Annotated in this window: 20 protein-coding genes; 9 read left to right on the top strand and 11 right to left on the bottom strand. The window is 70.2% G+C overall.

Translation table 11 applies throughout. The annotated features are described in order from the left end of the window. Positions 1–166 precede the first annotated feature (166 nt). A complete protein-coding gene (locus tag CYFUS_RS40805) occupies positions 167–967 on the bottom strand; it encodes an EI24 domain-containing protein (RefSeq protein ID WP_095990120.1) in 801 nt (266 codons plus the stop codon). Positions 968–1,027: 60 nt separating this feature from the next. On the opposite strand from CYFUS_RS40805, the gene CYFUS_RS40800 reads away from it, so the two are divergent. Then, complete coding sequence (locus CYFUS_RS40800) at positions 1,028–2,365, top strand: glutamate--cysteine ligase (protein ID WP_095990119.1); 1,338 nt, start codon at positions 1,028–1,030, stop codon at positions 2,363–2,365. A gap of 22 nt (positions 2,366–2,387) precedes the next feature. Here the strand turns inward: CYFUS_RS40800 and CYFUS_RS40795 are convergent, their stop codons facing one another. The 4 genes from CYFUS_RS40795 to alaS form a co-directional block, all read right to left on the bottom strand. Further along, positions 2,388–3,020 carry an outer membrane beta-barrel protein gene (locus tag CYFUS_RS40795; RefSeq protein ID WP_232537095.1) on the bottom strand — a complete coding sequence of 211 codons (633 nt, stop codon included), beginning with the start codon at positions 3,018–3,020 and terminating at the stop codon, positions 2,388–2,390. Positions 3,021–3,187: 167 nt separating this feature from the next. Beyond that, complete coding sequence (locus CYFUS_RS40790) at positions 3,188–5,527, bottom strand: Hsp70 family protein (RefSeq protein ID WP_095990117.1); 2,340 nt, start codon at positions 5,525–5,527, stop codon at positions 3,188–3,190. A 26-nt stretch (positions 5,528–5,553) separates the two neighbouring features. Beyond that, the gene (locus tag CYFUS_RS40785) at positions 5,554–6,189 is read right to left on the bottom strand and encodes a DUF4352 domain-containing protein (RefSeq protein ID WP_095990116.1); all 636 of its coding nucleotides are present in this window, start codon (positions 6,187–6,189) and stop codon (positions 5,554–5,556) included. After that, entirely contained in the window at positions 6,186–8,879 is a 2,694-nt protein-coding gene (alaS, locus tag CYFUS_RS40780; protein WP_095992525.1) for an alanine--tRNA ligase, read from the bottom strand. Before alaS ends, CYFUS_RS40785 begins: the two co-directional genes overlap by 4 nt. Before the next feature lie 72 nt (positions 8,880–8,951). Here alaS and CYFUS_RS40775 point away from each other — a divergent pair, with 72 nt between their 5' ends. The 5 genes from CYFUS_RS40775 to CYFUS_RS40755 are packed head-to-tail and all read left to right on the top strand — an operon-like array spanning position 8,952 to position 13,181. After that, positions 8,952–9,632, top strand: a complete 681-nt coding sequence (locus CYFUS_RS40775; RefSeq protein ID WP_157758945.1) for a HEAT repeat domain-containing protein — start codon at positions 8,952–8,954, stop codon at positions 9,630–9,632. 49 nt (positions 9,633–9,681) lie between these two features. After that, positions 9,682–10,443, top strand: a complete 762-nt coding sequence (locus CYFUS_RS40770) for a HEAT repeat domain-containing protein (protein ID WP_232537094.1) — start codon at positions 9,682–9,684, stop codon at positions 10,441–10,443. A gap of 46 nt (positions 10,444–10,489) precedes the next feature. Then, positions 10,490–11,611 carry an AAA family ATPase gene (locus tag CYFUS_RS40765; RefSeq protein WP_157758944.1) on the top strand — a complete coding sequence of 374 codons (1,122 nt, stop codon included), beginning with the start codon at positions 10,490–10,492 and terminating at the stop codon, positions 11,609–11,611. After that, positions 11,608–12,222 carry a DUF4276 family protein gene (locus CYFUS_RS40760; RefSeq protein ID WP_095990113.1) on the top strand — a complete coding sequence of 205 codons (615 nt, stop codon included), beginning with the start codon at positions 11,608–11,610 and terminating at the stop codon, positions 12,220–12,222. Before CYFUS_RS40765 ends, CYFUS_RS40760 begins: the two co-directional genes overlap by 4 nt. After that, positions 12,219–13,181: a pirin family protein gene (locus CYFUS_RS40755; RefSeq protein ID WP_095990112.1), complete on the top strand. Its 963-nt coding sequence runs from the start codon at positions 12,219–12,221 to the stop codon at positions 13,179–13,181. Before CYFUS_RS40760 ends, CYFUS_RS40755 begins: the two co-directional genes overlap by 4 nt. A 21-nt stretch (positions 13,182–13,202) precedes the next feature. Here the strand turns inward: CYFUS_RS40755 and CYFUS_RS40750 are convergent, their stop codons facing one another. Then, positions 13,203–16,154, bottom strand: a complete 2,952-nt coding sequence (locus tag CYFUS_RS40750; protein ID WP_095990111.1) for a helicase C-terminal domain-containing protein — start codon at positions 16,152–16,154, stop codon at positions 13,203–13,205. 179 nt (positions 16,155–16,333) lie between these two features. Here CYFUS_RS40750 and CYFUS_RS40745 point away from each other — a divergent pair, with 179 nt between their 5' ends. Then, entirely contained in the window at positions 16,334–17,860 is a 1,527-nt protein-coding gene (locus tag CYFUS_RS40745; protein ID WP_157758943.1) for a DUF4153 domain-containing protein, read from the top strand. A 3-nt stretch (positions 17,861–17,863) separates the two neighbouring features. Here CYFUS_RS40745 and CYFUS_RS40740 read toward each other — a convergent pair whose 3' ends face one another. From CYFUS_RS40740 to trmB, 5 genes are all read right to left on the bottom strand, one after another. Next, complete coding sequence (locus tag CYFUS_RS40740; RefSeq protein WP_095990109.1) at positions 17,864–18,256, bottom strand: cupredoxin domain-containing protein; 393 nt, start codon at positions 18,254–18,256, stop codon at positions 17,864–17,866. Positions 18,257–18,271: 15 nt separating this feature from the next. Continuing rightward, entirely contained in the window at positions 18,272–19,006 is a 735-nt protein-coding gene (locus CYFUS_RS40735) for a hypothetical protein (protein WP_232537093.1), read from the bottom strand. A gap of 522 nt (positions 19,007–19,528) precedes the next feature. Beyond that, the gene (locus CYFUS_RS40730) at positions 19,529–19,945 is read right to left on the bottom strand and encodes a hypothetical protein (RefSeq protein ID WP_095990108.1); all 417 of its coding nucleotides are present in this window, start codon (positions 19,943–19,945) and stop codon (positions 19,529–19,531) included. Between the two features lie 46 nt (positions 19,946–19,991). After that, the gene (locus CYFUS_RS40725; RefSeq protein ID WP_095990107.1) at positions 19,992–21,065 is read right to left on the bottom strand and encodes a diguanylate cyclase; all 1,074 of its coding nucleotides are present in this window, start codon (positions 21,063–21,065) and stop codon (positions 19,992–19,994) included. Between the two features lie 159 nt (positions 21,066–21,224). After that, positions 21,225–21,845: a tRNA (guanine(46)-N(7))-methyltransferase TrmB gene (gene trmB, locus CYFUS_RS40720; RefSeq protein WP_095990106.1), complete on the bottom strand. Its 621-nt coding sequence runs from the start codon at positions 21,843–21,845 to the stop codon at positions 21,225–21,227. A 90-nt stretch (positions 21,846–21,935) separates the two neighbouring features. On the opposite strand from trmB, the gene CYFUS_RS40715 reads away from it, so the two are divergent. After that, entirely contained in the window at positions 21,936–22,862 is a 927-nt protein-coding gene (locus CYFUS_RS40715; RefSeq protein ID WP_095990105.1) for a bifunctional riboflavin kinase/FAD synthetase, read from the top strand. Between the two features lie 183 nt (positions 22,863–23,045). After that, positions 23,046–24,749 carry a type IV-A pilus assembly ATPase PilB gene (gene pilB, locus CYFUS_RS40710; RefSeq protein WP_095990104.1) on the top strand — a complete coding sequence of 568 codons (1,704 nt, stop codon included), beginning with the start codon at positions 23,046–23,048 and terminating at the stop codon, positions 24,747–24,749. The last annotated feature ends 5 nt before the right edge of the window (positions 24,750–24,754 follow it).

The raw sequence follows: 24,754 nt of genomic DNA, 5'->3' as shown, positions 1-24,754 counted from the left end.
AGATCTTGAATCGGGTAAAAAGAGGGATGCCGGAAGCAGCCGGGCAAGCCTAATCATGGACTCCCGGTGCTTCAAGCGTGTGCCCACGTGCAACGTTGGAGAACGCCACCTGCGGGGAACTCCTTCCCGCGCCGGAGCTTCCGACCGTGACAACCGGCCGGGAGGATTATTTCCCGTCGGGGGGAGGGGGGACATTGCCCACGGCGAGCAGTCCCCGGTAGAGCAGCGTGCCGCCAACCACCGCCACGGGGAGGAAGAAGTTGTTGAGCAGGGGCACCCAGAGCAGGGCGTAGACCCCGGCGCCGAAGCCCAGGCAGAGCGGCCAGCGCTGGCGCAGTACCCGGCGCACCTCGCCAAAGGGGTACTGGTGGCGGGTCATGGGGGCGGCGAGGTGCTCGCCCGCCAGCCAGAGCATCGTCCAGAGCGTGGCCAGCACGGCCCAGGCGATGCTGCCCACCCCCGGCACCAGGTGCAGCGGCAGGAGCACCCCCAGGCCCAGCAGGAGGAAGAAGATGCGCGCCAGGGTGTGGGACACGCCGAGGACCAGTCCCCGGAAGAAGGTGCCGAGCCGGAAGGGCGGCGAGCCGTAGTCGCCGCAGCGCTCCTCGGTGAGCTCGGAGAGCGGATCCTGGAGGGGCGCGAGCACCAGGGGGACCACCACGCTGGCCCCCACGACGAACAGCACGAGGAACAGGAGCACGAAGACGAGCCCCCAGAGCACACGGCCCCACCAGGGCTCGGGCCTCGTCCACACCATACCCAGGAGGTCGGGCGCATACACCCAGAGCAGGGCGAAGAGGCCTCCGAGCGCCACCAGGGTGAAGAGCCCACAAAGGAGGGACAGGCTCAGCAGGCGGGGGGTCCGGAAGATGAGCCCCGTGGCCCGGCCAATCAGGGCGATGCCCTGGAGGAAATCCGCCGGGTTGGACCGGGCGGAGAAGGAGGGCACCGGTGAAGAAGCACTCATGAGGGGTAGACCATGCGCAAATGGCAGCGGCAGGGTCAACGACCGTTATATAGGGCCGCCATGTCCCTTGACCTCCAGCGAACTGCCTCCGAGCCCATTACCTCCGTCGACATGCTCCTGGCCGGCTTCCGGTCCGCCGAGAAGCCGCGCGCTCAACATCGACTGGGGCTCGAGCATGAGAAGTTCGTCTACCCGGTGCGCTCCGCGAGGAGCGTGCCCTACGAGGGGCCCTCGGGGATTGGCGCGCTGCTCGAGAAGCTGGCTCCGGGCGGCTATGAGCCCTTCCGGGAGACCCCGTCCTCCCCGGCCATCGCGCTGCAGAAGGGGATGCTCACCATTTCCCTGGAGCCCGGTGGCCAGTTCGAGCTGTCCGGCTCGCCCTTCGTCACCGCGCGCGAGGCCCATGCCGAGAACCTCGCGCACCTCTCCGAGGTGAAGGCCGCCGCGGCCCCCCTGGGCTTGCAGCTGGTGGCCCTGGGCTACCGGCCCTTCGGGACGACCGAGGACGTGTCGTGGATGCCCAAGTCGCGCTACGTGGCCATGCGCCAGGTGCTGCCCGAGCGCGGGGCGCTCGCGCACCACATGATGTTGATGACCTCCACCGGTCAGGTGTCGCTCGACTGGGAGGACGAGGCCGACTGCGTGCGCAAGACGGTGCTCATCGCCCGGCTGACCCCGCTGCTCGTGGCGCTCTACGCCAACAGCCCGCTGCGCGACGGCAAGCCCTCCGGCTACATGTCCTTCCGCAGCCGGGTCTGGGACGAGGTGGATCCCACGCGCTGTGGCTACCTGCGCTCCTTCTTCGATGGCTCCTTCTCCTACAAGGCCTACGCGGAGTGGGCGCTGGATGCCCCCATCCTGTTCCTGCGCCGGCGCGGGGAGTACCTCCGGCCGAAGATGACCTTCCGGCAGTTCATCCGCGAGGGCTTCGAGGGAGCTCCGGCCGACCTGTCGGACTGGACGGACCACCTTTCCACGCTCTTTCCCGAGGCGCGGCTGAAGAAGGTCGTCGAGGTGCGCGGCGCGGACTGTTGTTCGGCGGCCATGACGGGCGCGCTCGGGGCGCTGTGGCGCGGGCTGCTGTATGACCGCACGGCGCTGGACGAGGCCTCGCGCCTGCTGCCGCCGCTCACCTACGAGCAGCAGCTCGCCTTCCACGACACCGCGCGCCGCGAGGGACTGGCGGGGCGGTGGAATGGACAGGAACTGCACCGTCTGGCCGGGGAGATGGTCGCCATCGCCCGCCGGGGTCTGGAGCGCCTGGACCCCCAGGACGCTCCCCTGCTCGAGCCCCTCGCCGAGGTGGCCGCCTCGGGACGCTCGCCCGCGCAGGCGGTGCTGGAGGCCTGGGAGAAGAACCCGGCCCCCGAGGCGCTGCTCTCGCGCTTCACCCTGTGAGGGGTGACGTCCGGGCGGGACGCTAGAAGCGCCCCCCCACGGTGGCGGCGATGTTGAGCAGGTTGCCGCCCGAGTCACCGCTGAGCGTGGCCGCGTCCGCGAACTCCTCGCCGAAGAGCACCCGGTAGGACGCCCGCGCGCCCGCGAAGATGCCGTTGCCGAAGCGGTAGTCCACACCGGCCGCGAGCGGCACCTCGGTGATGAAGTCGTTGCGGTAGAGGCTCTCCGCGCCACTCGTGGCGTTGAGGTAGCTCACGCCCGCGCCCACGCCCACGTAGGGCCGCAGCCTGTCCTGGGAGAGCAGGGGGCCCGCCTTGGCGAGCAGACCGACGTTGTAGCGGTACATGGCCTCGCCCTCCCCGACGCGCGGGTCGTCGATGGGCAGACGTTGTCCCTCGACTCCCGCCTCGACGCCGATGAAGCGCCAGGGCTGGGCACCCGCCGCGATGCCCACCATCGGACCCACCTTGGTGACGTCTCCGCCGCTGCCCGCCAGTCCTCCCGCGCCCAGCCGGACGTCCAGGCCCACCGGGGTCGTCTCCTCGTTGAACTTGAGATCCTCGGCGACGCGCTCCGCGCTGGGTGCCGCGAGCGCCACACCCGACATGCAGAGGGACACCAGCGCGACACCACCCATCCAGGAACGAGCTTTCACGTCATCCTCCCCGTCATGTCGGCAACCGAGGCCGACTTCTGTTTCCCAGGTGAAATCTGCACGCGTGTCCGGGACGGGAAGGATGGCGAGACGCGCTGGGCCCCATGGCCGCGCCTGCTCCGGGGCAGGCGCAGGGCCCTCGCCTGGCTGGCTGCCCTCGCGCGCCGTCAGCGGCGGCCGAAGAGCTTGCGCAGACCCGACAGGAGTCCACCCGGACGCGTTCCGGGCTCGCCCTCGAAGGGGGAGCGCGACAGCAGGGCCTCCCACTCCGCGTCCTCGGGCGGCTGCGCGGCGAGGGTGACCGGCTGGCGTTTGACGCCGGGCAGGGTGACGGCCAGCGACAGGAGCCCGTCCTGCGACAGGCTGAAGTGCACCTCGGCCTCGCCCGGACGCTCGAGGGTGAGGGAGAGCGTGCCGAGGTACTCGTTCTCCACCGCCACGAGCGAGGGCCCCTGGAAGAGCGCGAGGGCGAGTGGGCCGGCGGTGACGGGAATCACCAGCGTCTTCTCCGCGGGCAGGCGCGTGTCGCGCTCGAGGACGCGCCGCAACCCGCCTCCGCGCTCGGCGACGCCCACGGGAACGGAGAGCACCTCGGAGACGGTGGCGCCCGGCTTGCCCTTCTCGGCGTCGAGCAGCCCCTGGCCCAGCAGCGCCGCGCCGAGCGCCGCCGGGTGCTCGGCCCCCACGTCCGTGCGCACGGGCACGCCCAGGGCCTCCTCCAGCCCGCGACGCACCAGGGGCGCGCGGCCCTGGCTGCCCAGCAGCAGCACCTCGTCGAGCCCCTGGGGCGTGAGCGCGCTGGACTCGAGCACCTGCCGCACGACGAGGGTGAGGCGCTGCACGAGATCCTCGGTGAGGGTGTCCAGGCGCTGGCGGGTGAGCACGAAGGGCGGGGCGCCGCCGGGCAGGGGCAGGGACACCTCCTCCCGCTCGCTCAGGGCCACCTTGGCGGTCTCGGCGGCGAGCAACAGCTCGACCCAGTCGGAGGGGTGCTCGGGACGGGGCAGTCCCTGGGCCTGACGGGCCGTGGCGAGCGCCTCGGCGATGCGCGCGTCGAAGTCCATGCCGCCGAGAGTGGGGTCTCCTCCGGTGGTGATGACCTCGAGGTCGTCGCCGGTGAGCTGCACGACGGACACATCCAGCCCCCCTCCGCCGAACTCCACCACCAGCAGCCGCTTGCGTGCCAGTCCCCGCCCGTGCCCGAAGGCGAGCGCCGCGGCCGAGGGCGCGTTGAGGATGCGCAGCACCTCGAGTCCGGCGAGCGTGGCCGTCTCGCGCAGGGCGGCGCGCTGCCGGTCGTCGAAGTGGGCGGGAACGCACAGCACGGTGCGCGCGGCGTCGTGGCCGAGGAAGGAGGCGGCGGCGGACTTGAGCTCGCGCAGGAGCTGGGCGGCGAGCTCGGGCAGGAGGAACTGGCGGCCGCGGATGTCGATGCTCGCGTCGCCCTGGGGACTGGTGCCCAGGGCGAAGGGTAGGGGGCCGCTCAGCGCGCGCATCAGTGGCGAGCGGGCGCGTACTCCGAGGAGGCGGCGCAGCCCGGGGATCGCGTGGCTCGGGGTGCGCTCGGCTTCGGCCCGGGCCGCCTCCCCCACGAGGAGCTGGCCCGCCTCGTTCACGGCGAGGAGCGAGGGGAGGGCCTGGGCTCCACCGATGGGGATGAGCTGGAGCGTGCCCTGGTGGTGAACGGCGGCGCGTGCCCATGTGGTGCCCAGATCGATGCCGAGCACGACGTCGCGAGGCGCGGCCGTGACGGGAGCCACGGGGACCACGTCGAGGATGGCGCGCCGCCGGCCCTTGAATTCGGGCACGGGCGGTTCGGGAGCCACGGGAGCGGGAGGCTCGGGCGCCAGGGGAACAGGAGGCTCGGGGGCCACGAGAGCGGGAGGCTCGGGCGCGAGGAGAACAGGTGGCTCGGGGGCCACGAGAGCGGGAGGCTCGGGCGCGAAGGAAACGGGCGGTTCAGGGGCGGGGAGTGGCTCCGCGCTGACCGGAGCCACGGTGGGAATCCCCTCGCGGGACGGTGTCCTGGACGAGCCCGGGATGGGCATGCGCTCGGCTTGCCGACGCAGGGCTTCCGCGGAGATGACGGGGCGTCCCTTCCGAGTCGTCTCGGTGGGCGGTGGGGCTGGCGCGGCGGGTGCTTCTTCCGGAGTGGGGAAGTCCGGGGAGAGGGGTGACTTCGCCGTCGCCGGGCCCTGGCCCTTGTGGTCCATGACACGGTCGATGAGCGCCTTGCTGTTCGCGTCCAGGCGCACGAAGCGCACCGTCATTCCCGCGCGAGGGCCGTCGGCCTGGGACTTCACCACCACGCCCTCGCCTCGCAGGAGGCGTCCGCCATCGGCCAGCACCAGCTCGAACAGGAGTTTGGTTCCCTCGGCCTTGGGCGCGCGCGTGGCGAGGAAGAGGCCGCCCCGCGCGACATAGGCGCCGTAGCGGACGATGAACTCCTCCTCCGTGGCGTACGGAAGGCGGATGCGCAGCGGGAGCAGCTTGGGCTCGACCGTCACCGTGCGTCACCGTCTCCCGGAGGGCTTCATTGCAGCGGAAGGCGGGTGTCCTTGCCGCCGCGGGATGGAAACACGAGCACCAGCCCGGGCGTGACGGCGGCCAGGGGCACCTCGAAGACGAGGGCGAGCGACTCGCTCTGCCCCGGTTCCCAGGTGTGGTCCAGCCTTCGGGTGCCGCCCACGGCCTGTGCATCGCGGGGGATGGGGTACTCCTGGCCCTCGGCGTCCACGAGCTTCGCCGCCGAGAGTGGCACGTCCACGGCCTTCGCGCCGGTGTTGCGCGCCTCGAGCTTCACGCGCACGAAGAGATCCGAGGTGGTGAGGGCCACCTTGCCGGCGCCGCGCAGCGAGTGCATCGACTCCAGGCCCGTGGGCTGGAGCTCGAGCGTGTCCACGCTCACGGGCTGGCGCGAGGCCAGCACGAGCGTCTTCACCGCGTCCGAGTCCTGCGCGGCGGCGAGGTCGGCGAGCTGCGCGTGGGGATCGGTGGGTGTGCCGGGTGGGGCCGAGGGAGCACCGCCCTGGTTCACGCGATCCACTTCCAGGCGCAACTTCTCCAGGGTGCGGTCCTCGGAGGGACCGTCCACGGGTTTCTCCTTGCAGCCGCCCAACGGAGCGGCCGCACAGAGCAGCAGGAGGAGCGCCTGGGTGGGGGCTCTCATGCGAGGGTGGTTCCCTGGACCAGCTCGTAGAGCTTGTCGAAGGCGGCGGGGATGCGCGAGGGATCCTCGCCACCACCCTGGGCCAGGTCGGGCTTGCCTCCGCCGCGGCCGTTGACCTCCTTGGCGAGCTCCTTGAGCAGGTTGCCCGCGTGGATGCCCCGGGCCACCACGTCCTTGGTGGCCGCCACGAGCAGGACGACCTTGCCGTCCTTCTCACCGCCGATGAGCACCACGCCGGACTTGATGCGGTCGCGCAACTGGTCGGCCATGCCGCGGATGACGTTCGCGTCCGCCTGGTCCACGCGCGTGGCGAGCACCTTGATGCCGTGGATGTCGCGCGCCTGCTCGAGCAGATCCTTGCTGGAGCCCGTCTGGGCCTTGACGGACACCTCCTCGACCTTGCGCTCCAGGTCCTTCACGCGCTTCTGCGTGGCCTCCACGCGCTTGACCAGGTCCTTGGGCGAGGTCTTGAGCATCTCGGCGACCTTCTTCAGCTCGCGCTCGGTCTCGCGCACGTACTGGAGGGCGCCCAGGCCCGTGACGGCGGTGATGCGCCGCACGCCCGAGGCCACGCCGCTCTCGCTCACCAGCTTGAACAGGCCGATGTCCCCGCTGCGCCGCACGTGGGTGCCGCCGCACAGCTCGGTGGTCTGCGGGTGCACGGTGACGACACGCACCGTCTCGCCGTACTTCTCGCCGAACATGGCGACGGCGCCCGACTTCTTCGCCTCCTCCAGGCTCATGATGCGCGTCTGGGACTCGGTGTTCTCGCGCACCCAGCCGTTGACCAGGTCTTCCACCTGATCCTGCTGCTCGGGCGTCATGGGCGAGAAGTGCGAGAAGTCGAAGCGCAGGTAGTCCGGCGCCACCACGGAGCCGGCCTGCTTCACGTGCTCGCCGAGCACCAGCTTGAGCGCGCGGTGCAGCAGGTGCGTGGCCGAGTGGTTGGCGCGGATGGACGAGCGGCGCTCGCCGTCCACGCTCGCCTGCACCATGTCGCCCGTCTTGAGGGTGCCCTCGGTCACCTTCGCCTTGTGGACGACGAGGCCGGGCACCGGGCGCTGCGCGTCGGACACCTGGGCCACCGTCTTGCCCCCATGGGCCACGATGCGGCCGGTGTCGCCCTGCTGGCCGCCGGACTCGCCGTAGAAGGGCGTGCGGTCGAGCACCAGCTCCACTTCGTCACCCGCGTGGGCCTCGGGCACCTCGGCGCCGCCCTTGAGGATGGCGCGCACCGAGCCCTCGCCCTCGTGGCCCAGGCCCTCGTAGCCGAGGAACTCGCTCTGGCCCACGCGCTCGAGCACCTGCTGGTAGACGGCGCCCACCGCCTTGTCGCCCGAGCCCGCGAACTTGTTCTTCTGGGCCTCCTTCTCGATCTCCTTCCAGAAGCCCTCGACGTCGGCCTCGAAGCCGCGCTCGCGCAGGATGATCTCCGTCAGGTCCCACGGGAAGCCGTAGGTGCCGTGCAGGTAGTAGATGTCCGCGCCCGACAGCTTCTTCTCGCCGGCCTGCTTCAGCTTCGCCACGCTCTCGTCGATCATCTTCATGCCGCGATCGAGCGTGCGCCGGAAGCTCTCCTCCTCGTGCCGCGACACCTCGAGGAGGAAGGTGCGGCTGTCGCGCAGCTCGGGGTAGGCATCCCCCATCAGCTCGATGACGCGATCGACGACCTTGAAGAAGAACAGCTCGTTGAGCCCGAGGATGGAGCCGTGGCGGATGGCGCGGCGCATGATGCGGCGCAGGACGTAGCCGCGGCCCTCGTTGGAGGGCTGCACGCCATCGGCGATGAGGAAGGCGGCCGCGCGGGCGTGGTCGGCCACGACGCGCATGGAGGCACCGTCCTCCTGGGTGTAGCGCTTGCCCACCAGCTCGCTCACGCGCGAGATGATGCTCTGGAAGAGATCCGTGTCGTAGTTGGAGCGCTTGCCCTGCACCACCGAGGCGATGCGCTCCAGGCCCGCGCCCGTGTCGATGGACGGCTTGGGCAGGGGGATGAGCGGCGCGTCCTTCTCCTTGCGCTCGAACTGCATGAACACGAGGTTCCAGATCTCCAGCCACCGGTCGCAGTCACACGCCACGCCCTGACACGCGCGGCCCGCGGCCACCTCGGCACAGGGGATGTCATCGCCCTGGTGGAAGTGGATCTCCGAGCAGGGACCGCACGGGCCCGTGTCGCCCATGGCCCAGAAGTTGTCCTTGAGGCCGAGCTTGTAGATGCGCTCGCGGGGCACGCCCTGCTTCGCCCACAGCTCGAACGCCTCCTCGTCCCAGGGGATGCCCCCCTCGCCGTTGAACACGGTGACGGCGAGCCGGCTCTTGTCCAGCCCCAGCGTCTTCGTCACGAACTCCCAGCCGTACGCGATGGCGTCGGCCTTGAAGTAGTCGCCGAAGGAGAAGTTGCCGAGCATCTCGAAGAACGTGTGGTGGCGCGCCGTGTAGCCCACGTTGTCGAGGTCGTTGTGCTTGCCGCCTGCTCGCACGCACTTCTGCGAGGTGGTAGCGCGGGAGTAGTCGCGCTTCTCGCGGCCGGTGAACACGTCCTTGAACTGCACCATGCCCGCGTTGGTGAACAGCAGGGTGGGGTCGTTCTGGGGGACGAGGGACGACGACGCGACGCGGCGATGACCGCGCCCTTCGAAGAACTGGAGGAACGCCTCGCGGATCTGGGAGGCGGACAGGGCAGAGGACATGGTGAGGGTATATGCCACAAGTGGCGGGGCCGCTGTGTTTCTTGCGGGCCGCGATACGCTCGGTTTCACACCATGCGCTTCTCCTCCCACCTTGTCGCCCTCCTCCTGCTCGCCTTCCCCCCCTCCGTGCTGGCGCAGGCGGATGCCCAGACCTCCTCGCTGGCGAAGACGCTGAAGCAGGGGGCGGTGGTGGCGCACCGGGTCCAGGCGGCGCGCCTGCTGGGCGAGTCGGATGACCCCGAGGCGATGCCGCCCCTGTGCGCGGGGCTCGCGGACGAGAGCCCCGAGGTGCGGGCGGCGGTGGCCTCGGCCCTGGAGAAGCTGGCGGAGCCCGGCGCGGTGGGGTGTCTGGAGGCGCGCAAGGGGGAGCCGGACCCCCAGGTCCAGGCCGCCCTGACGTCCGCCTTGAAGGCGCTGCGAGCGCTCCAGGCACGACCCGCCCGGCTGTACGTGAGGCTCATGCCGCTCGAGGACAAGACGGGCGCGTTGTCGCCGGAGCTGGTGAAGCTGACCGAGGCCCAGGCGCGCGACGTGCTGCGCAAGCGCAAGCTGTCCGGCTACCGGCTCGTCCCCGAGGTGCGTCCAGGCCCCACAGGAGGGCTGACGCTGGCGGTGTTGTGCCTGCGTTATCCGGGCAAGCAATTGCTGGGGAGCGTGGATGTCCAGGGCTCGGAGGGCGAGTCGGGAGAACTCCTCGCGGCGCTGGTTCCGCGGGTGATCGCTGATTCCGCCACCGCGTATAAATGGAGGTAGACTGGACGAGCTGGGGGGCCCCGCACCTCGCGGGGCACGGAGGGCTCGAATGCGTCATTCCGTCAAGCGGTGTGCACTGTCTTTGATCGCGCTGTTGTCCTGGGGGGCCGCGTCCACGGCCCTGGCCCAGGTGGATTCCCGGACGGCCTCGTTGAGCCGACAGCTCGGGCAGGGGATGGAACCGGGAGCGCGATCGCGGGCCGCGTCGGGGCTGGGAGCGTCGGATGATCCCGAGGCGCTCGGGCCCCTGTGCGAGGGCTTGAAGGACACGAGCGAGCAGGTGCGCGCGGCGGCGGCCCAGGCGTTGGGAGTGCTGAAGGAAGTGGCCGGGGTGGAGTGCCTCAAGGCGCGCAAGGGCGAGCCGGACTCGGCGGCACGAGCGGCCATCCTGGCGTCGATCAAGACGCTGCAGTCGTTGAAGGAGCAGCCTCCCCGGTTCTACGTGCAGCTGGTCGACGTGAAGGACAGGACGGGCCAGTTGTCGCCGGAAGTGCTGCGCTTCACCGAGGCGCGGATGCGGCGCAAGCTCTCGCAGCTGGGCGCGATGGTCGCCCCCGCGAGAGAGAACAAGTCGGCGGCGCAGGGGGTGCTGCGCAAGTACGGCGTGCGTGGCTTCCGGTTGCAGGCGGAGATCCACGACACCGAGAGCGGGGGCCTGCAGGTGACGATGGCGTGCATCAGCTATCCGGACCAGACGCTGCTCGGGGACGTGGAGCTCCATGCGGGTGGGGCGAAGCCGGAGGATCTGCTCAAGGTGCTGGCACCCCGCATCATCGAGGAAGCCGCGGACACGTTCGAGTGGGACACGTGAAGAAGTTGGATTGACTCGGTGGGGGGAGAGGGGCGAAGAACGCCGCATGTGGCGACGCGTTTCGCTGAGGAACTACCGGAGCATCGAGAAGGCCGACGTGGTGCTCGCTCCGTTCACGGTCCTGGTGGGCGCCAACGGCAGCGGAAAGTCCAACTTCGCCGACGCCCTGCTCCTCGCCACCGAGATTTCCTTCGACGCGGAGGCCGCCATCAAGCGGCGCGGTGGCATCGCCTCGATCCGGCGGTGGGGCATCCCCGACAGCGAGGAGACGAGTGTCACGATTCGTGGGGCGGGTTCCAACGCGGACTTGGGCCTCGAGTTCGCGGAGCAGTCCTTCTCCCTGCTTCCAAGTCCCGACTCGGGCTGGCGATTTGGTTCGGAGCGGATGGTCAGGCGGGTGGATGGGACCGAACTTCCCTTGCAGAGAGGAGACTTCAACGCGCTTGCACCGACAGCGAGCATATCCCTCTTCGCCCGGCAGCTCGGACTTGTCTCTTATCCGTACTACCCTTCACACAGGCTCCAACTGGATCTGAGCAAGATGCGGGCTCCCCATCTGGTCAGTTCCAGCACGGAACTCGAAGAGGATGGAAGCAATGTGGCGGGGGTCCTACGGCGGTTGAAGGCCGAGGGAGGAGCTGCCTTCGAGGGAGTGCTCCTCGCGATGAGGCGGCTGGTTCCGGAGTTGGTGGATCTCTCCGTTTCCGAGGCCGGGCAGTTCCTGTTCGTGGAGTTCGTTCAGCGGCAATCGGGTGGAGACGCTCGCTTTGGAATCCGCGAGATGTCGGATGGGGCTCTGCGCGCGCTGGGCATCATCGTCGCCGCACGGACGATGCCCGCTGGGCGGTGCCTGATCATCGAGGAGCCCGAGGTTTCCGTCCATCCGGCGGCGGCCGCGGTGCTCTACGAGGTCCTCAAGGAAGCTTCCGAGCGAGGTTCCATCCTGGTGACGACACACAGCCCGGAGTTCCTCGATGCCGCGCACGACGAAGAGATCCTCGTCTGCCGGTACCGGGATGGACTGACTCGGGTAGGACCGCTGGCGAACGCTCAGCGCGAAGTGGTGAACGAGGGGCTCTTCAGCCTCTCCGAGCTCATCCGGAGCGAGCCCCTGCGCATCGAGGGCGAACCTCCCGATGTGGTCGGCGCCCCCGGCACCGAGTCGTGAACCGCCTCGTCTGCATCGTCGAGGGGCACGGTGAGGTCGAGGCCATCCCGAGCCTGTGCCACCTGGTGATGAGCCATCTCGGGGTGACGGGGTGGTTCGTCGACAAGGAGCCCATTCGGCAGCCACGCTCGGCGCTCGTGGATGGGCGGCTTCCGGGGCCGAAGCGGCCCGGCCGGGACGACGGAATCTTCCGGGCGATGAAGCTGGCCCGCTCGCGCGGGGCCCGGGCGGCGCTCCTGCTCTGTGACGAGGATGATGATTGCGCCGCGGTGTGGGGTCCCGATGCCACGGAACGCATGCGGAAGCTGCTGCCCAACAGCCTCGCGGTGATGGTGGTCCGTGAGTATGAAACCTGGTTGCTGCTCGCGCGGGGGATGATCGCCCTGGGGTCCCTGGGCATCTACAAGCCGGAGAAGATCCGTGACGCCAAGAAGGCCATGAGGCTCCTTGTTCCCGGTTATCTGCCTACGACCCACCAGTTGAGTGAAACTCGGGGCATTGACGTGGCCTTCCTCCGCTCGCAATCCAGGTCGTTTGACAAGTTCGTCCGGTCCATTGAGATGCTCTGTGTGACGACAGGGTCCGTGGATGGACAGGGAGACACGCCATGACGATGACGCGCCGACGGTTCCTCGTCGACTCGATGCTGGCCACGGTGGCCGTGGCGGCGGGATGCCGTTCTGGAAGTGAGTCGCGGGCTCCCGCGTTCATCGCCACGTCGGACCGGAGTGTGCTCCAGACCCTGGAGGGCATGCCCACGAGTGACGGCGCGGGCGTGCGGTTGACCCGCGTCATCGGCCAGCCCGCGTTGCGCCACCTCGATCCGTTCCTGATGCTGGATCGCTTCCACTCGGACGAGCCGGGGGCGTACCTGGCCGGCTTCCCCGATCATCCACACCGGGGTTTCGAGACGGTGACGGTGATGCTCGAGGGCCGCATGCGGCACCGGGACAGCCATGGCAACTCGGGGCTCATCCTCGGGGCGGGCTCGCAGTGGATGACGGCGGGGCGCGGCATCATCCACTCCGAGATGCCCGAGCAGGACCGGGGATTGATGTCCGGCTTCCAGCTCTGGCTCAACCTGCCGGCGAAGGAGAAGATGTGCCCGCCGTACTACCAGGACCTGGTGCCCGAGCGCCTGAGCGAGGCGAAGCTGTCGGCCGCCGGCAGCCACGTGCGGCTCATCGCGGGCGGAGTGAGCGGGCTGGTGGGGCCCGTGCGCGAGCGTCCGACCGAGCCCATCCTCTTCACGCTGCGCCTGGAGGATGATCAACCGTTCGACGTGGAGCTACCGCCCGAGCACACGGCGTTCGCGTTCGTCCACGAGGGCGAGGTGGACCTGGGTCCCGAGGGCAAGCCGAAGACGGTGCGCGCGGGGAGCCTCGCCCTGCTGGGCACGGGCAAGCGGCTGCGACTGCGCGCGACGAATCAGCGCAGCGCGGTGCTCGTCGCCGCGGGCAGACCCTTGCGCGAGCCCATCGTCCAGCACGGCCCCTTCGTCATGAACACCCGGGAGGAGATCCGCCAGGCCATCGAGGACTACCAGAACGGCGTGTTGGACAAGGCGTGAGCGCGGGGTTGGCTGGAGGCGTCACGGCCCGCGGATGAGTCCCATCTCGTCCATGGCGGAGAACAGGCGCACGCGGGCCTCGCTCCAGGGGAGCATCACCACGCGATAGCCCGCGAGCGCGTCGAGCAGGGCCTGACGGTAGCTGGGGTGCCCCGGGTCGGCGATGATGACCACGCCCCGGTCCCCATGCGAGCGGATGAGCCGGCCCACGCCCTGGCGCAGTTGCAGCAGTGCCCGGGGCAGGCGGTAGGAGAGGAAGCCCAGGTGCGTGTGGCGTCCCCGGGCGAGCGTCTCCTCGCGAGAGGCCACCAGCGGACGGCTGGCGGGCTCCAGGGGCAGCTTGTCGATGAAGACGCAGCCCACGCCCCGGCCGGGGATGTCCACGCCCTGCCAGAAGCTCTTGGTCCCGAGCAGCACCGTGCCGGTGTCCTTCTCCTGCCGGGCTGCGAGCGAGCGGCCGTGCCCGCGCGACTGCCGCATCACCTCGATGCCCTGGGGCTCCAGCTTCAGGCGCAGCTCATCCGCCACGCGCTCCATGCGCCGCGTGGAGGCGAACAGGCCCAGCACCCGGCCCCCCATCACCTTGGCCATGCCGGCGATGCGCATCGCCGCCCAGTCGATGAACGCCGGCTCGTGCGCGCGCGGCGCGTCCGTCACCAGCACCACCAGCGCCTGCGTGCGCAGATCGAAGGGCGTGGGCGCGCGCATCATCCGGGGGGCGGAAATCCCCTCGTTGCGTCCGTCCAGCCCCAGCCGTCCGAGCACATAGGGCATGCGCTCGGTGCCCGTGCTCAGCGTGGCCGAGGCGAGCACGAGCGCCCGCTTGTGCTGCGCGAAGTCCCGCGACACGTAGGCCGCCACGTTCACCGGCTGGGCGATGAGCGTCCAGCGTTGCTTGCGGGGCACCGCCGTGGCCGCGTAGCACCGGCCCTCGGCGGGATCGTCGGACAGCTCCGAGGTCAGCGTGGCCAGCTCCTGCACCTCCGCCACGCCCCCCGCCAGCTCTCGCTCCAGCGGCGGCATCTTCACGCCCAGGTCCGGCAGCACCTCCGCCACGCCCACCGTGAGCCGCTTGTGCAGCGCCTGGAGGCACTCGCGCACCTCGAGCAGTCCCTCGCGCACGGGCATCCAGGGCGCGCTCGAGCGGACCTCGGGGGTGATGCGCAGCTCCGGGGCGTAGGAGGACTCGTCGTCGGCCTCGGAGGCATTCGCGGCGGCCGGCTCGCACAGGTGCACCACGCTCTCACCGAGCTTGCTCACGGCCGTGCCCACCGCCGTCAGGGCGCCTTCAATCTCGCTCATCAGCACGCGGGCTTCCCCGCGCCGGGAGGCGAAGAGGGCGCGTCGCAGCTCGGCGAAGAGACCGCGCCGCCCGTCGCGCCCGTGCAGCCGCTCGGCGAGCCGGGTGAAGGCCATGTCCGACAGCTCCGAGGAGAGCGCGGTGGTGGCGACGTCCTCCACCTCGTGCGCCTCGTCGAGCACCAGGTGATCCAACTTCGGGTAGCGCGCGGGCCAGGCGAAGGCGAGCGACTGGTTGATGACGAGCACGTCCGCCTCGCGCGCCTGGGCCACGGCCGAGTGGTAGTAGCAGCGGTGGTAGTGCGGGCAGCGCTCGCCGAGCGTGGTGGCCGCCTCCGAGCGCACCGCCGGGGCGAGCGCGAGCAGCACGGGGAAGCGGTCGCGGAACCAGTGGCTGAGCCGGTCCAGGTCTCCGTCGGGGCCGCGGCGCAGGAGGGCGCGCAGGTAGGCGCGGGGCGCGCGCGCGGCGTGGCTCATGCCGGGCTCCACGCGGGTGACGTCGAGCGCGCGGCGGCGGCAGAGGTAGTTCGTCTGGCCCTTGAGCAGCGCGTAGGAGAAGGCGCCGCCGGTGGCGCGGTGCAGCCGGGGCAGGTCCTTCTCGATGAGCTGATCCTGGAGCGTCTTGGTGTGAGGGGCCACGCCCACCTTGTGGCCGTTGCGCACGGTGAAGAGGGCGGCGGGCGTGAGGTACGCGAGCGACTTGCCGGTGCCGGTACCGGCCTCCACCGCGAGCTGCCCGCCCTCGGACAGGGTGCGTGCCACGGCCTGGGCCATCTCCAGTTGGGCGGGGCGCACCGCGAAGCCCTCCTGGGCGTGTTGCAGGGCGCCGTCGGGGCCGAGCAGGGCCGTCACCTCCTCGGGACGCACGGGTTGTACGGGCGTGTCCTCGCCGGGGGGCTCGTCCGGGGGCTTGGAGCCATTGGCGCGCTGGCGCTCGGGCCGTCCGGGCAGGAAGCCCGAGGCCGAGAGCTTCAGGGCGGCGGGACGCGAGCGGCACAGCGTCCACAGTCCGGTGAGCAGCGACACGAGCGGCGCCGCGTCCGCGTCGAGCGAGCCCTCCAGTTCTCCGCCCGCCTCACCCGCCTCGATCTGCGCCAGCCGCAGCGCGGCGCGGGGATCGAGCGTCTCCAGCAGATCGGCGATGTCCTCGGCGCGCCCGTCGCGCACGCAGCCCTCCAGGGCATGCACGAGCACGGCGTGGGTGGCCTCGCAGTCCGTCATGGCGCGGTGCCGCTCGCGAGGGCTCTTGCCGGCCCAGCGCAGCAGCGACTCCAGCGAGTGGCTGGGCAGCTCCGGGTGCAGGTAGTGCATGAGCTCGCACGAGTCGAGCACCGGGGCACGCAGGGGGCCGAGGATGTCGGGGAGGAAGCCCTTCTCGAAGGAGGCGTTGTGGGCGACCACCGTCCAGCCCGCGAGCCGCTCGCGCAGCTCGGCGGCCTTGTGGGCGAGGCGGGGTTGTCCGGCGAGCTGCGCGTCCTCGATGCCGGTGAGCCGGCGGATGGTGAGGGGCAGGGGACGCGAGGCGGCGAAGAACTGGGCGTAGCGGTCGGTGATCCGGCCGTTCTCGATGAAGAGGGCCCCGAGTTCGATGACCTCATCGACGCGGGGATCCAATCCCGTGGTCTCGAGGTCCAGGAACACGTGCCGGGTGAAGAGTTCCGCCGCGCCGTTCATGGGAAGAAGCGCCTAGCCTACCCGCCTTCGGGGGTGATGCCGAGAAACCGGGCGTGTGGGGTCCGGCGGAGCGACCGTTGGCGGCCGGGATGCGACCACTCGCCGTGAAGATCCGCACGGCGGCCCGCCAGGAGTCCATCTTGGGGACTCTCGCTCGATTGCCTGTCTGGAGCCCTCGCATGCCGATCTCCGCCACCGGACTGTCCCTGCCCGTCGTGTCTCCACCCTCGCCCCAGGCCGTTCCCCGTCCGCGGCGGCCACGCGCGACCCTGCTCGCGGCGCTCGGCCTGGGCCTGTGCGCCGAGGTGTTCTTCGATGGCCCCGCGCTGGGAGTCTCCTTCCCCCTGTTCGCACTGCTGCTGCTGGGGGCGCTCCTCGCGCTGGGCGGCCGCGAGGGCTGGCAGCGGGCTCGTCCCAATGCGTGGCTGATCGTGCCCTGGCTGTTCTTCTCCGGGATGGTGTTCGTGCGCGCGAGCCCCCTGCTCACGGCGCTCAACGTCCTGGCCTCGGGCCTGCTGCTCATGCTGCTGGTGCACTTCTGGGCGGCGGGACGCGTGGAGCGGCTCGGGCTGGGCGACTATGCCTCCACCGTGCTGGGTGGCGTGTGGCAGGCCCTGTTCCTTCCTCCGGCGGTGGTGCGCGCGGAGGTGGAGCGCATTCCGCTGCGCGGCCAGCTCCCGAAGCTGCTGCCGGTGGCGCGGGGTGCCCTGCTCTCCCTGCCGATCCTGATCCTCTTCACCGCGCTGCTCTCCTCGGCGGACGAGGTCTTCTCGGTGGCGGTGGGGCGGGGGTTTGCCTTCGTGTGGAACATCTTCTCGGTGGACACGTTGGCGCGAGGGGTGTTCGCCGCGGGCAGTGCCTTCGGGGTGCTGGGCCTGCTCACGCATGCGCTGCGGCGGCGGCGGGAGCGGGAGGCGGGGGTGCTCGAGGCGGCTCCGGCCGTGGGTCGTCTGGGCTTCATCGAGAGCCTCACGCTGCTGGGCGCGGTGGACGTGCTCTTCCTGGCCTTTGTCTCCCTCCAGCTCGCCTTCATGTGGGGCGGGGCCCGGCTGCCCCTGGGCCTCACCTATTCCGAGTACGCCCGGCGGGGCTTCTTCGAGCTGCTCGCGGTGTCGGTGATGACGCTGGGGCTGAGCCTGGTGCTGGAGCGCTGGACGCGGCTGAACGGGGCGGGGCAGGTCACCGCCTTCCGGGCGGCGTGCTCGGCGATGGTGGGGCTGGTGCTCGTGCTGCTCGCCTCGGCCGTCAAGCGCATGGCGCTCTACGAGTCCGCCTATGGCTACACGCACCTGCGCGTGTACACGCACGTCTTCATGCTGGCGCTGGCGGGGGTGCTCGTCTGGCGCATGGTGACACTGTGGTGGCGGCCGGAGCGCTTCGCCATTGGCGCCTTCGCGGGGGCGCTCGTCGGCCTCGTGGCGCTCAACGTGCTCAACCCGGATGCCTTCATCGCGCGGGCCAACCTGGCGCGCTCCTCCGAGGGCGTGTCCTGGGACGTGTCCTACCTGGCCTGGTCACTCTCCGAGGACGCCGCGCCCGAGATGGCCGCGCACCTGGCCCAGGCGCCCGACAGCGTGTTCTCGCCGGAGATTCGCGGGATGTTCTGCCGCTTTTCCGCGCGGGACCAGGGGAGCTGGCCCGCCTTCCATCTCGCGCGCCACCGGGCCGCGGCGCTCGCGCCTCCTGGCTCGTGCCCGGAGGGGTGAGCGTCACTCCACCATGAACACGCCGCTGATCATCTTCCCCATCGCACAGCCATAGACGAGCTTGCCCGTCTTCGTGGGGGTGAAGGCCACCTCCACCGGCTGGTTGAGGGGCACGGGCGTGTTGATGTTGTACTCGTCGAGGACGATCTCCGTCGCGCAGGTCTGCTCCGTGGTGCGCGTGAGCACGAGCTTCACCGGCTGGCCCTGCTGGAGGGTGATGGGGCTGGGCTCGTAGCCCTTCTCGGTGATGGTGAGGGCGATGGTGCGCGGCTCACCCGGCTTCGCCGCCGGAGCGGCGGGCGCGTTGTCCTTCGTGCAACCCTGCTCGGCGCCGAGGACCGCCGCGGACAGGGCGAGCGCGAGCAGGGGCTTGATGATCTTGGAGAAGAACGGCATCGGGTTCCTTGGGGGCTAGGTGTTCTCGCCGGGCTCGGCGCCGGGGTCGTCCAGCGAGTCCTCGGCCGAGAAGCGCACCAGGGCGTGCAGGGGAATGAACACCTCGTGTCCGTCCTCGCCGAGCAGCAGGTCGAAGCGGCCCACCACGCGCAGGGGCATGACGAGCTGGATGCCGTTGCGCAGCGTCAGCCGCACGGACTGGCCCTGGTGGGCGAGGAAGGGGCGGGGGTCGGAGAAGGGGCGCTTGTCGGGCTGGCGCGCGACGTTGGCGGGCTTCTGGGTGAGCTTCGGGTCGCGCTCCAGGTGGGGCATGAGCTGCTCCCAGTCCGAGCGGCGCGTCATCATGACGACCTGGAGCTTCTCCTGCCGGCCGCTGCGGCCCATCACGAAGGAGATGGGCTCCACGCTCGCCACGGTGTCGAGCACGGTGCGCTCGCCGAGCACCATGGCCATCTCCGTCTTCGCCTCGACGAGTCCCTGGATGAAGGCGCTGATGGAGCTGTCATCCACCTCGCCGCGGGCCGTCTTCACGGCGGCCTTGCGCTGGGTGCGCTCCTTGCGCGCGAGGAACTCGGCCACCGTCAGGCCGCTCTGCAGCACGCCGAAGCCGTCCGCGAGCGACAGGCCCGGGTTCTGGCCCATCAGCGCGTACACCTGATCGAAGCGCTTGGCTTCCTCGGCGTGCAGCTTGCGCCAGATGCGGCACTTCATCTTGCCCTCGAGCTCGCCCTTGGCGATGCGCGCGGGCACGTGCTCCTTGGCGGCCAGGGCGAGGATCTGCTCGTTGGTGGGCGGGGGCCGAGGCGTCCGGGGTCGCGCGAAGCCGCCGGGCCGGGCACCGGGCGGTCCACCCGCGCCGGGTGCTCGGCTCGGGGTGAAGGCGGGCCGGGGCGAGACGGACGAGGGCGCCGGAGCGGGCCGGGGCGAGACGGGCGTGGGGCTGGGCCGGGGGCGCTGGCGGTGGCCGGCTCCGGGGCCGAGGGAGTCGGGACCGCGGGGGCACTCGGTGTGGGCGAGGGCCGGGGTATGGGCCGGGGCGTCACGTTGACGGCCGGTCCCGCCGAGGGCGTGGGAGACGTCGACGAGGGCGCGGTGGGGCGGGGAGTGGGGCGGGGGGTCACCGAGGCCGTGGGCGTCGGGGTGGGCGCGACGGTGCCGGGGTTGGCCACCGGGCGGCGGATGACCTCGACTGCGGGCACTGCCCGCCGTGTCTTCCGATCGTTCACGTTCGTAGGCTACCTGATGCGTGAGAGACCTGGGGGGTCCCTGTCCTCACGGCTGCTGGAGGGACTGCGTAAGGTCTATCTTCCATCCGGACGTCTCACGGACCATCCGGACCTGTCTCTGGACCTGGGAGAACACCACGTTCACCTGCGCCGTGTCGCCTGTCTCGCCCGCGAGCGTGACTTCAGCAACATCCGGTGGAGGAGCGACATTCGCGAAGAAGAAGGCGACGGGGTCCGCCTTCACCGCGCCCGCGGAGGCGTTGGCCACCGTCTGGGCCTTCTGCTTGAGGGCCTCCTGGGTAGGTTGTGAGAGGGCGGAGTAGGCGGTTTTCCCATCTCCCCGCTGCACGGCCCGGAGGAACGTCTGGTAGGCGCGCACCGGTGTCTCGTAGCTGGGCCGGTTGCAGCCCCCGAGGGGCAGCACGGACAGCAGGAGCAGGGAGATCACGAAAAACAGGCGCATGGTCTTGTCATGTAGGCCAAAGAGCCGCGCTCGCCAAGAGGCAGCGTCACTCGGGTGGTGTGTCCTTGTACTGGCGAACGCAATTGCGGCCGGCCGCCTTGGCGGCGTAGAGGCAGGTGTCGGCCTGCTTCTTGAGATCCTCGGCGCCCAACAGGGTCGGGGAGGGCACGCTGGCCACACCCAGTGAGGCCGTGCAGCGCACCTCCAGTGCGTCTCCCGACGGGGGCCGGTACTCCAGACGCACGGAGGCCACGGCCTCGCGGATGCGCTCGCACGCCCCCATGGCCTCCTTGGGACCGGTCTCGGGCAGCAGGGCGATGAACTCCTCGCCTCCGTAGCGCGCCACGAAGTCCACCTCGCGCAGCCGGCCGCGCACCGCCTGCGCCACCGCGCGCAGCACCTGGTCGCCGAAGGGGTGGCCGTAGGTGTCGTTGAGCCGCTTGAAGTGATCGATGTCCATCATCACCAGCGACAGGGGCGAGCGGTAGCGCGCGGAGCGGGCGAACTCCTCGCCCAGGCGCTCCTCGAAGTAGCGCCGGTTGTACAGGCCGGTGAGTCCGTCCACGCGCGTGAGCCGCAGCAGCTCCTCGCGCTTCTGATCGAGCTCCTTGTTGGCCCGGTCCAGCGCCTGGTTCTTGGAGTCCAGCTCCCGGTTCTTCTCCACCAGGGCGTCCTGCAGCACCTTGAGCCGCAGCATGGACTTCACGCGCGCGGACAGCTCCAGCATGTCGAAGGGTTTGACGAGGTAGTCGTCCGCGCCGAGCTCCAGCCCCTCCACCTTGCCGGCCGCCTGCCGCGCCGTCACGAGGATGACGGGAATGAAGCCGAAGCCCCCCTCGCCGCCGTTGGCCTTGATGATGCGGCACACCTCGACGCCACCCAGCCGCGGCATCTCCACGTCCATGATGATGAGGTCCGGCCGCGCCTCGCGCAGCGAGCGCAGGGCCTCGGTGCCGTCATGGGCCTCGCGGAAGCGGTAGCCCGGGCCGGCGAGCCCCTCGCGCACGTGCTGGATGTTGGCCGGATCATCGTCGACGATCAGGATGGTGCGGTCGGCCAGGGGGTTGGGGGGTGGGGCCCGGCGTGCCGCTTCTGCCGTCTTCTTCGCGCTGTCCGCCATGTCGCTGCCGTTCGTGCCTCGGAGTTCTTCGGACCGCCGTGAGGAAGGGATTGTTCCCCGAACGAGGGGGGGATGCCAAGCCGTCCTCCCTCCGGGCGGGAGGAAGCGCCCTCCTCGCACACGGCACGACACGGTCGGGGGTGCCGGGGGTGTGGGCACTCAGGCGGGCTTGCGCAGGCGGGCACGGTAGACGGGCTCGCCGCTCGCCAGGTAGCGCCGCTCGCGCGTGGAGGGGACTTCCTCCGGGTCATAGGGGTGGAACACGCCCTGGCCCAGCGGGTTGACGAAGCCGGCCTCCTCCAGGATGGAGAGCATGGCGATGGCGCGGTCCTGCACGTCGGTGCGCATGTCGAAGAGGCCGCCGGGCTTGAGCTTGTCGAGCAGCAGCCGGGCGAAGTCGGGCTGGATGACGGCGCGCTTGAAGTGGGCGCGCTTCCACCAGGGGTCGGGGAACTGCAGGTGGATGGCGTCGAGCGAGCCCGCGGCGAACAGGCGAGGCACGTGGGCGCGGGCATCGGCCTCGAGCACGCGCAGGTTCTTCAGGCCCAGCTTGTTGCCGCGGTCCTGGGTGTCGCGCGCGTACTTCTTGCGCCACTCGAAGGCGACGAGGCGCGCTCCGGGGTTGCGGCGGCAGTACTCGAGGGCGTGGCCGCCCGCGCCGGAGCCGATTTCCAGTTCCAGGGGGCCGGGGAAGCCGAACTCGGCGTCCCAGTCGGGGGGAGCGTCGAGGCGGGCCAGGTGCAGGCCCACGGGGTCGGGGAGCAGGGGAGGACGGGCCATGAAGGATGCGGGAGGCTCCGGGCCTCTTCGCACGGGGCGGGGCGGTCTGGCCAGGGCAAAGCGACGGGTTTGGCGCTATATGGGCGCTCCATGAAGGTCTTCCACGGGGTGACGGAGGCGCGCGAGCTCTCGGGTTGTGCGCTCGCGCTGGGCAACTTCGATGGCGTGCACCTGGGCCACCAGGCGCTCTTCGCCGAGGCGCGGCGCCACGGCGCGCTCGTCGCCGCGCTGACGTTCCAGCCGCATCCGGGCAAGGTGCTCCAGCCGGAGATGGCGCCCAAGCTCATCACCCTCCTGCCGCGCAAGCTGGAGCTCTTCGAGTCGTTCGGGCTGGACGCGGCGGTGGTGCAGCCCTTCACGCGCGAGTACGCCCGCCTGTCGCCGCGCGACTTCGAGGTCTCGCTGCTGGATGGGCTGGGCGCGCGCCACCTCGTGGTGGGCCATGACTTCACCTACGGGGCGGCGCGCGCGGGCAGCGTGGACACCCTGCGCGAGGCCGCGGCGGCCCGGGGCGCCCAGGTGCACTGCGTGGAGCCCGTCACGGTGGATGGACTCGTGGCCTCCTCCTCCAAGATTCGCGAGTACATCCTCGAGGGCCGGGTGAGCGCGGCGCAGCGCCTGCTCGGCCGTCCCTTCGACCTGGAGGGCACGGTCGTGCGGGGCCAGGGGCGCGGCCGGGGCATCGGCTTTCCCACCGCCAACGTGGACACCCAGAACGAGCTGCGGCCGGCCGCCGGCGTGTACGCCATCCGCGTGCGCTTCCGCGAGGCCCTCCAGGCTCCCTGGCTGCCGGGCGTGGCCAACATCGGTGTCAAGCCCACCTTCGGCATCAACGAGGTCACGATCGAGGCGCACCTGCTCGACTACAGCGCGGACCTCTATGGCCGCGAGCTGCGGGTGGAGTTCCTCGAGCGGCTGCGTCCCGAGCACCGCTTCGGTTCCGTGGCCGAACTCGTGGGACAAATCAAGCGGGACGTGGAGGCCGCCCGGGTGGTGATCGCCCGGGCATCCGACTGAAGGTTTCCCGAGCGCTTTCAATGGCTTGGTCGGCGAGGGAGCCAGGGACGGCGCCTTGACAGGTTCGCGTCTCCCTCTCTTTAATCTTGGGGCTCATGCGCCCGTAACCCCGCGCATCTTTTGGTGTCCGCCGCTTCCACGGCGGACCCCATGATTGTCATCCCCACGCTCGAGGCTTTTTGAATGTCCGGTCGACTTGGTGAACTGCTGGTCCGTGAGAACCTGATCTCGGTCCAGCAGCTGCGCAAGGCCCAGGAGGAGCAGCAGAAGAACGGCACGCGCATTGGCACCGCGCTCATCAAGACGGGAGCCATCGAGGAGTCCAAACTCACCGACTTCCTCTCCAAGCAGTACGGCGTGCCGGCCATCAACCTGAAGGACTTCGACATCGACGCGGAGATCATCAAGCTCGTGCCGAAGGAAGTGGCCGAGAAGCACCTGGTGATCCCCGTCAATCGCGCGGGCCCCTCGCTCATCGTGGCCATGTGCGATCCGTCCAACATCTACGCCGTGGACGACCTGAAGTTCCTCACCGGCTACAACGTGGAACCGGTGGTCGCCTCGGAGATCTCCATCCGCGAGGCCATCGAGCGCTACTACGCCGAGAAGGGCCCGGACATGAATGCCCTCGTCGACGAGATCGCCGAGGACATCGAGGTCGCCAAGGAGGAGGAGGAGGGCAACGTCGAGGAGATGGCCCGCGCGGCCGACGACGCGCCCGTGGTGAAGCTGGTGAACCTCATCCTCCAGGACTCCATCAAGAAGCGCGCGTCCGACATCCACGTGGAGCCCTACGAGAAGGACTTCCGGGTGCGCTTCCGCATCGACGGCTCGCTCTATGACGTGATGCGCCCGCCGATGAAGCTGCGCAACGCCATCACCAGCCGTCTGAAGATCATGGCGAACCTGGACATCTCCGAGCGCCGCCTGCCCCAGGACGGCCGCATCAAGATCAAGCTCGGCGGTGGCAAGGAGATGGACTTCCGCGTGAGCGTGTGCCCCACGCTCTTCGGCGAGAAGGTCGTGCTCCGTCTGCTCGACAAGAGCAACCTGCAGCTGGACATGACGAAGCTCGGCTTCGATGCGCAGCCGCTCGCCTGGTTCAAGGAGGCCATCGAGCGGCCCTACGGCATGGTGCTCGTCACGGGTCCCACGGGCTCGGGCAAGACGACGACGCTCTACTCGGCGCTCTCCTCGCTCAACCAGGTGGACACCAACATCGCCACCGCCGAGGACCCGGTCGAGTTCAACTTCGGCGGCATCAACCAGGTGCAGATGCACGAGGACATCGGCCTGAACTTCGCCGCGGCCCTGCGCTCCTTCCTCCGCCAGGATCCCGACATCATCATGATCGGCGAGATCCGCGACTTCGAGACGGGTGAAATCGCGGTGAAGGCGGCGCTCACGGGCCACCTGGTGCTCTCCACGCTGCACACCAACGACGCCCCGGGCACGGTGAGCCGTCTGCTCAACATGGGCATCGAGCCCTTCCTCGTGACGGCCTCGCTCAACCTCATCCTCGCCCAGCGTCTGGCGCGCCGCCTGTGCCCCGCGTGCAAGAAGCCCGCGGAGAACGTGGACGAGCAGGCGCTGCTCAACGCGGGCGTGCCCGCGGAGAAGCTGGGCACCTTCACGATTTACGAGAAGGTCGGCTGCCGCGAGTGCAACGACCGTGGCTACCGCGGCCGCGTGGCCATCTACGAGGTCATGCCCTTCTGGGATGGCCTCAAGGAGCTGGTCATCAACGGCGCCTCGGCCGCCGAGCTCAAGGCGGAGGCCATCCGCCTGGGCATGAGCTCGTTGCGCATGTCGGCCCTGGCCAAGATGATGGACGGCGTCACCACGCTGGAAGAGGTGGTGGCCAACACGGCCCCGGACAACTTCTGACCTCG

Source organism: Cystobacter fuscus (assembly GCF_002305875.1).
In the GTDB taxonomy this organism is placed as follows: domain Bacteria; phylum Myxococcota; class Myxococcia; order Myxococcales; family Myxococcaceae; genus Cystobacter; species Cystobacter fuscus_A.
This window is presented reverse-complemented; position numbering and strand designations above follow the sequence as displayed.

Coding starts and splice junctions, on each gene's coding strand:
- CYFUS_RS40805 (WP_095990120.1), bottom strand. CDS start 967: ATGAGTGCTTCTTCACCGGTGCCCTCCTTCTCCGCCCGGTCCAACCCG.
- CYFUS_RS40800 (WP_095990119.1), top strand. CDS start 1,028: ATGTCCCTTGACCTCCAGCGAACTGCCTCCGAGCCCATTACCTCCGTC.
- CYFUS_RS40785 (WP_095990116.1), bottom strand. CDS start 6,189: ATGAGAGCCCCCACCCAGGCGCTCCTCCTGCTGCTCTGTGCGGCCGCT.
- alaS (WP_095992525.1), bottom strand. CDS start 8,879: ATGTCCTCTGCCCTGTCCGCCTCCCAGATCCGCGAGGCGTTCCTCCAG.
- CYFUS_RS40775 (WP_157758945.1), top strand. CDS start 8,952: ATGCGCTTCTCCTCCCACCTTGTCGCCCTCCTCCTGCTCGCCTTCCCC.
- CYFUS_RS40770 (WP_232537094.1), top strand. CDS start 9,682: ATGCGTCATTCCGTCAAGCGGTGTGCACTGTCTTTGATCGCGCTGTTG.
- CYFUS_RS40765 (WP_157758944.1), top strand. CDS start 10,490: ATGTGGCGACGCGTTTCGCTGAGGAACTACCGGAGCATCGAGAAGGCC.
- CYFUS_RS40755 (WP_095990112.1), top strand. CDS start 12,219: ATGACGATGACGCGCCGACGGTTCCTCGTCGACTCGATGCTGGCCACG.
- CYFUS_RS40750 (WP_095990111.1), bottom strand. CDS start 16,154: ATGAACGGCGCGGCGGAACTCTTCACCCGGCACGTGTTCCTGGACCTC.
- CYFUS_RS40745 (WP_157758943.1), top strand. CDS start 16,334: ATGCCGATCTCCGCCACCGGACTGTCCCTGCCCGTCGTGTCTCCACCC.
- CYFUS_RS40740 (WP_095990109.1), bottom strand. CDS start 18,256: ATGCCGTTCTTCTCCAAGATCATCAAGCCCCTGCTCGCGCTCGCCCTG.
- CYFUS_RS40730 (WP_095990108.1), bottom strand. CDS start 19,945: ATGCGCCTGTTTTTCGTGATCTCCCTGCTCCTGCTGTCCGTGCTGCCC.
- CYFUS_RS40725 (WP_095990107.1), bottom strand. CDS start 21,065: ATGGCGGACAGCGCGAAGAAGACGGCAGAAGCGGCACGCCGGGCCCCA.
- trmB (WP_095990106.1), bottom strand. CDS start 21,845: ATGGCCCGTCCTCCCCTGCTCCCCGACCCCGTGGGCCTGCACCTGGCC.
- CYFUS_RS40715 (WP_095990105.1), top strand. CDS start 21,936: ATGAAGGTCTTCCACGGGGTGACGGAGGCGCGCGAGCTCTCGGGTTGT.
- pilB (WP_095990104.1), top strand. CDS start 23,046: ATGTCCGGTCGACTTGGTGAACTGCTGGTCCGTGAGAACCTGATCTCG.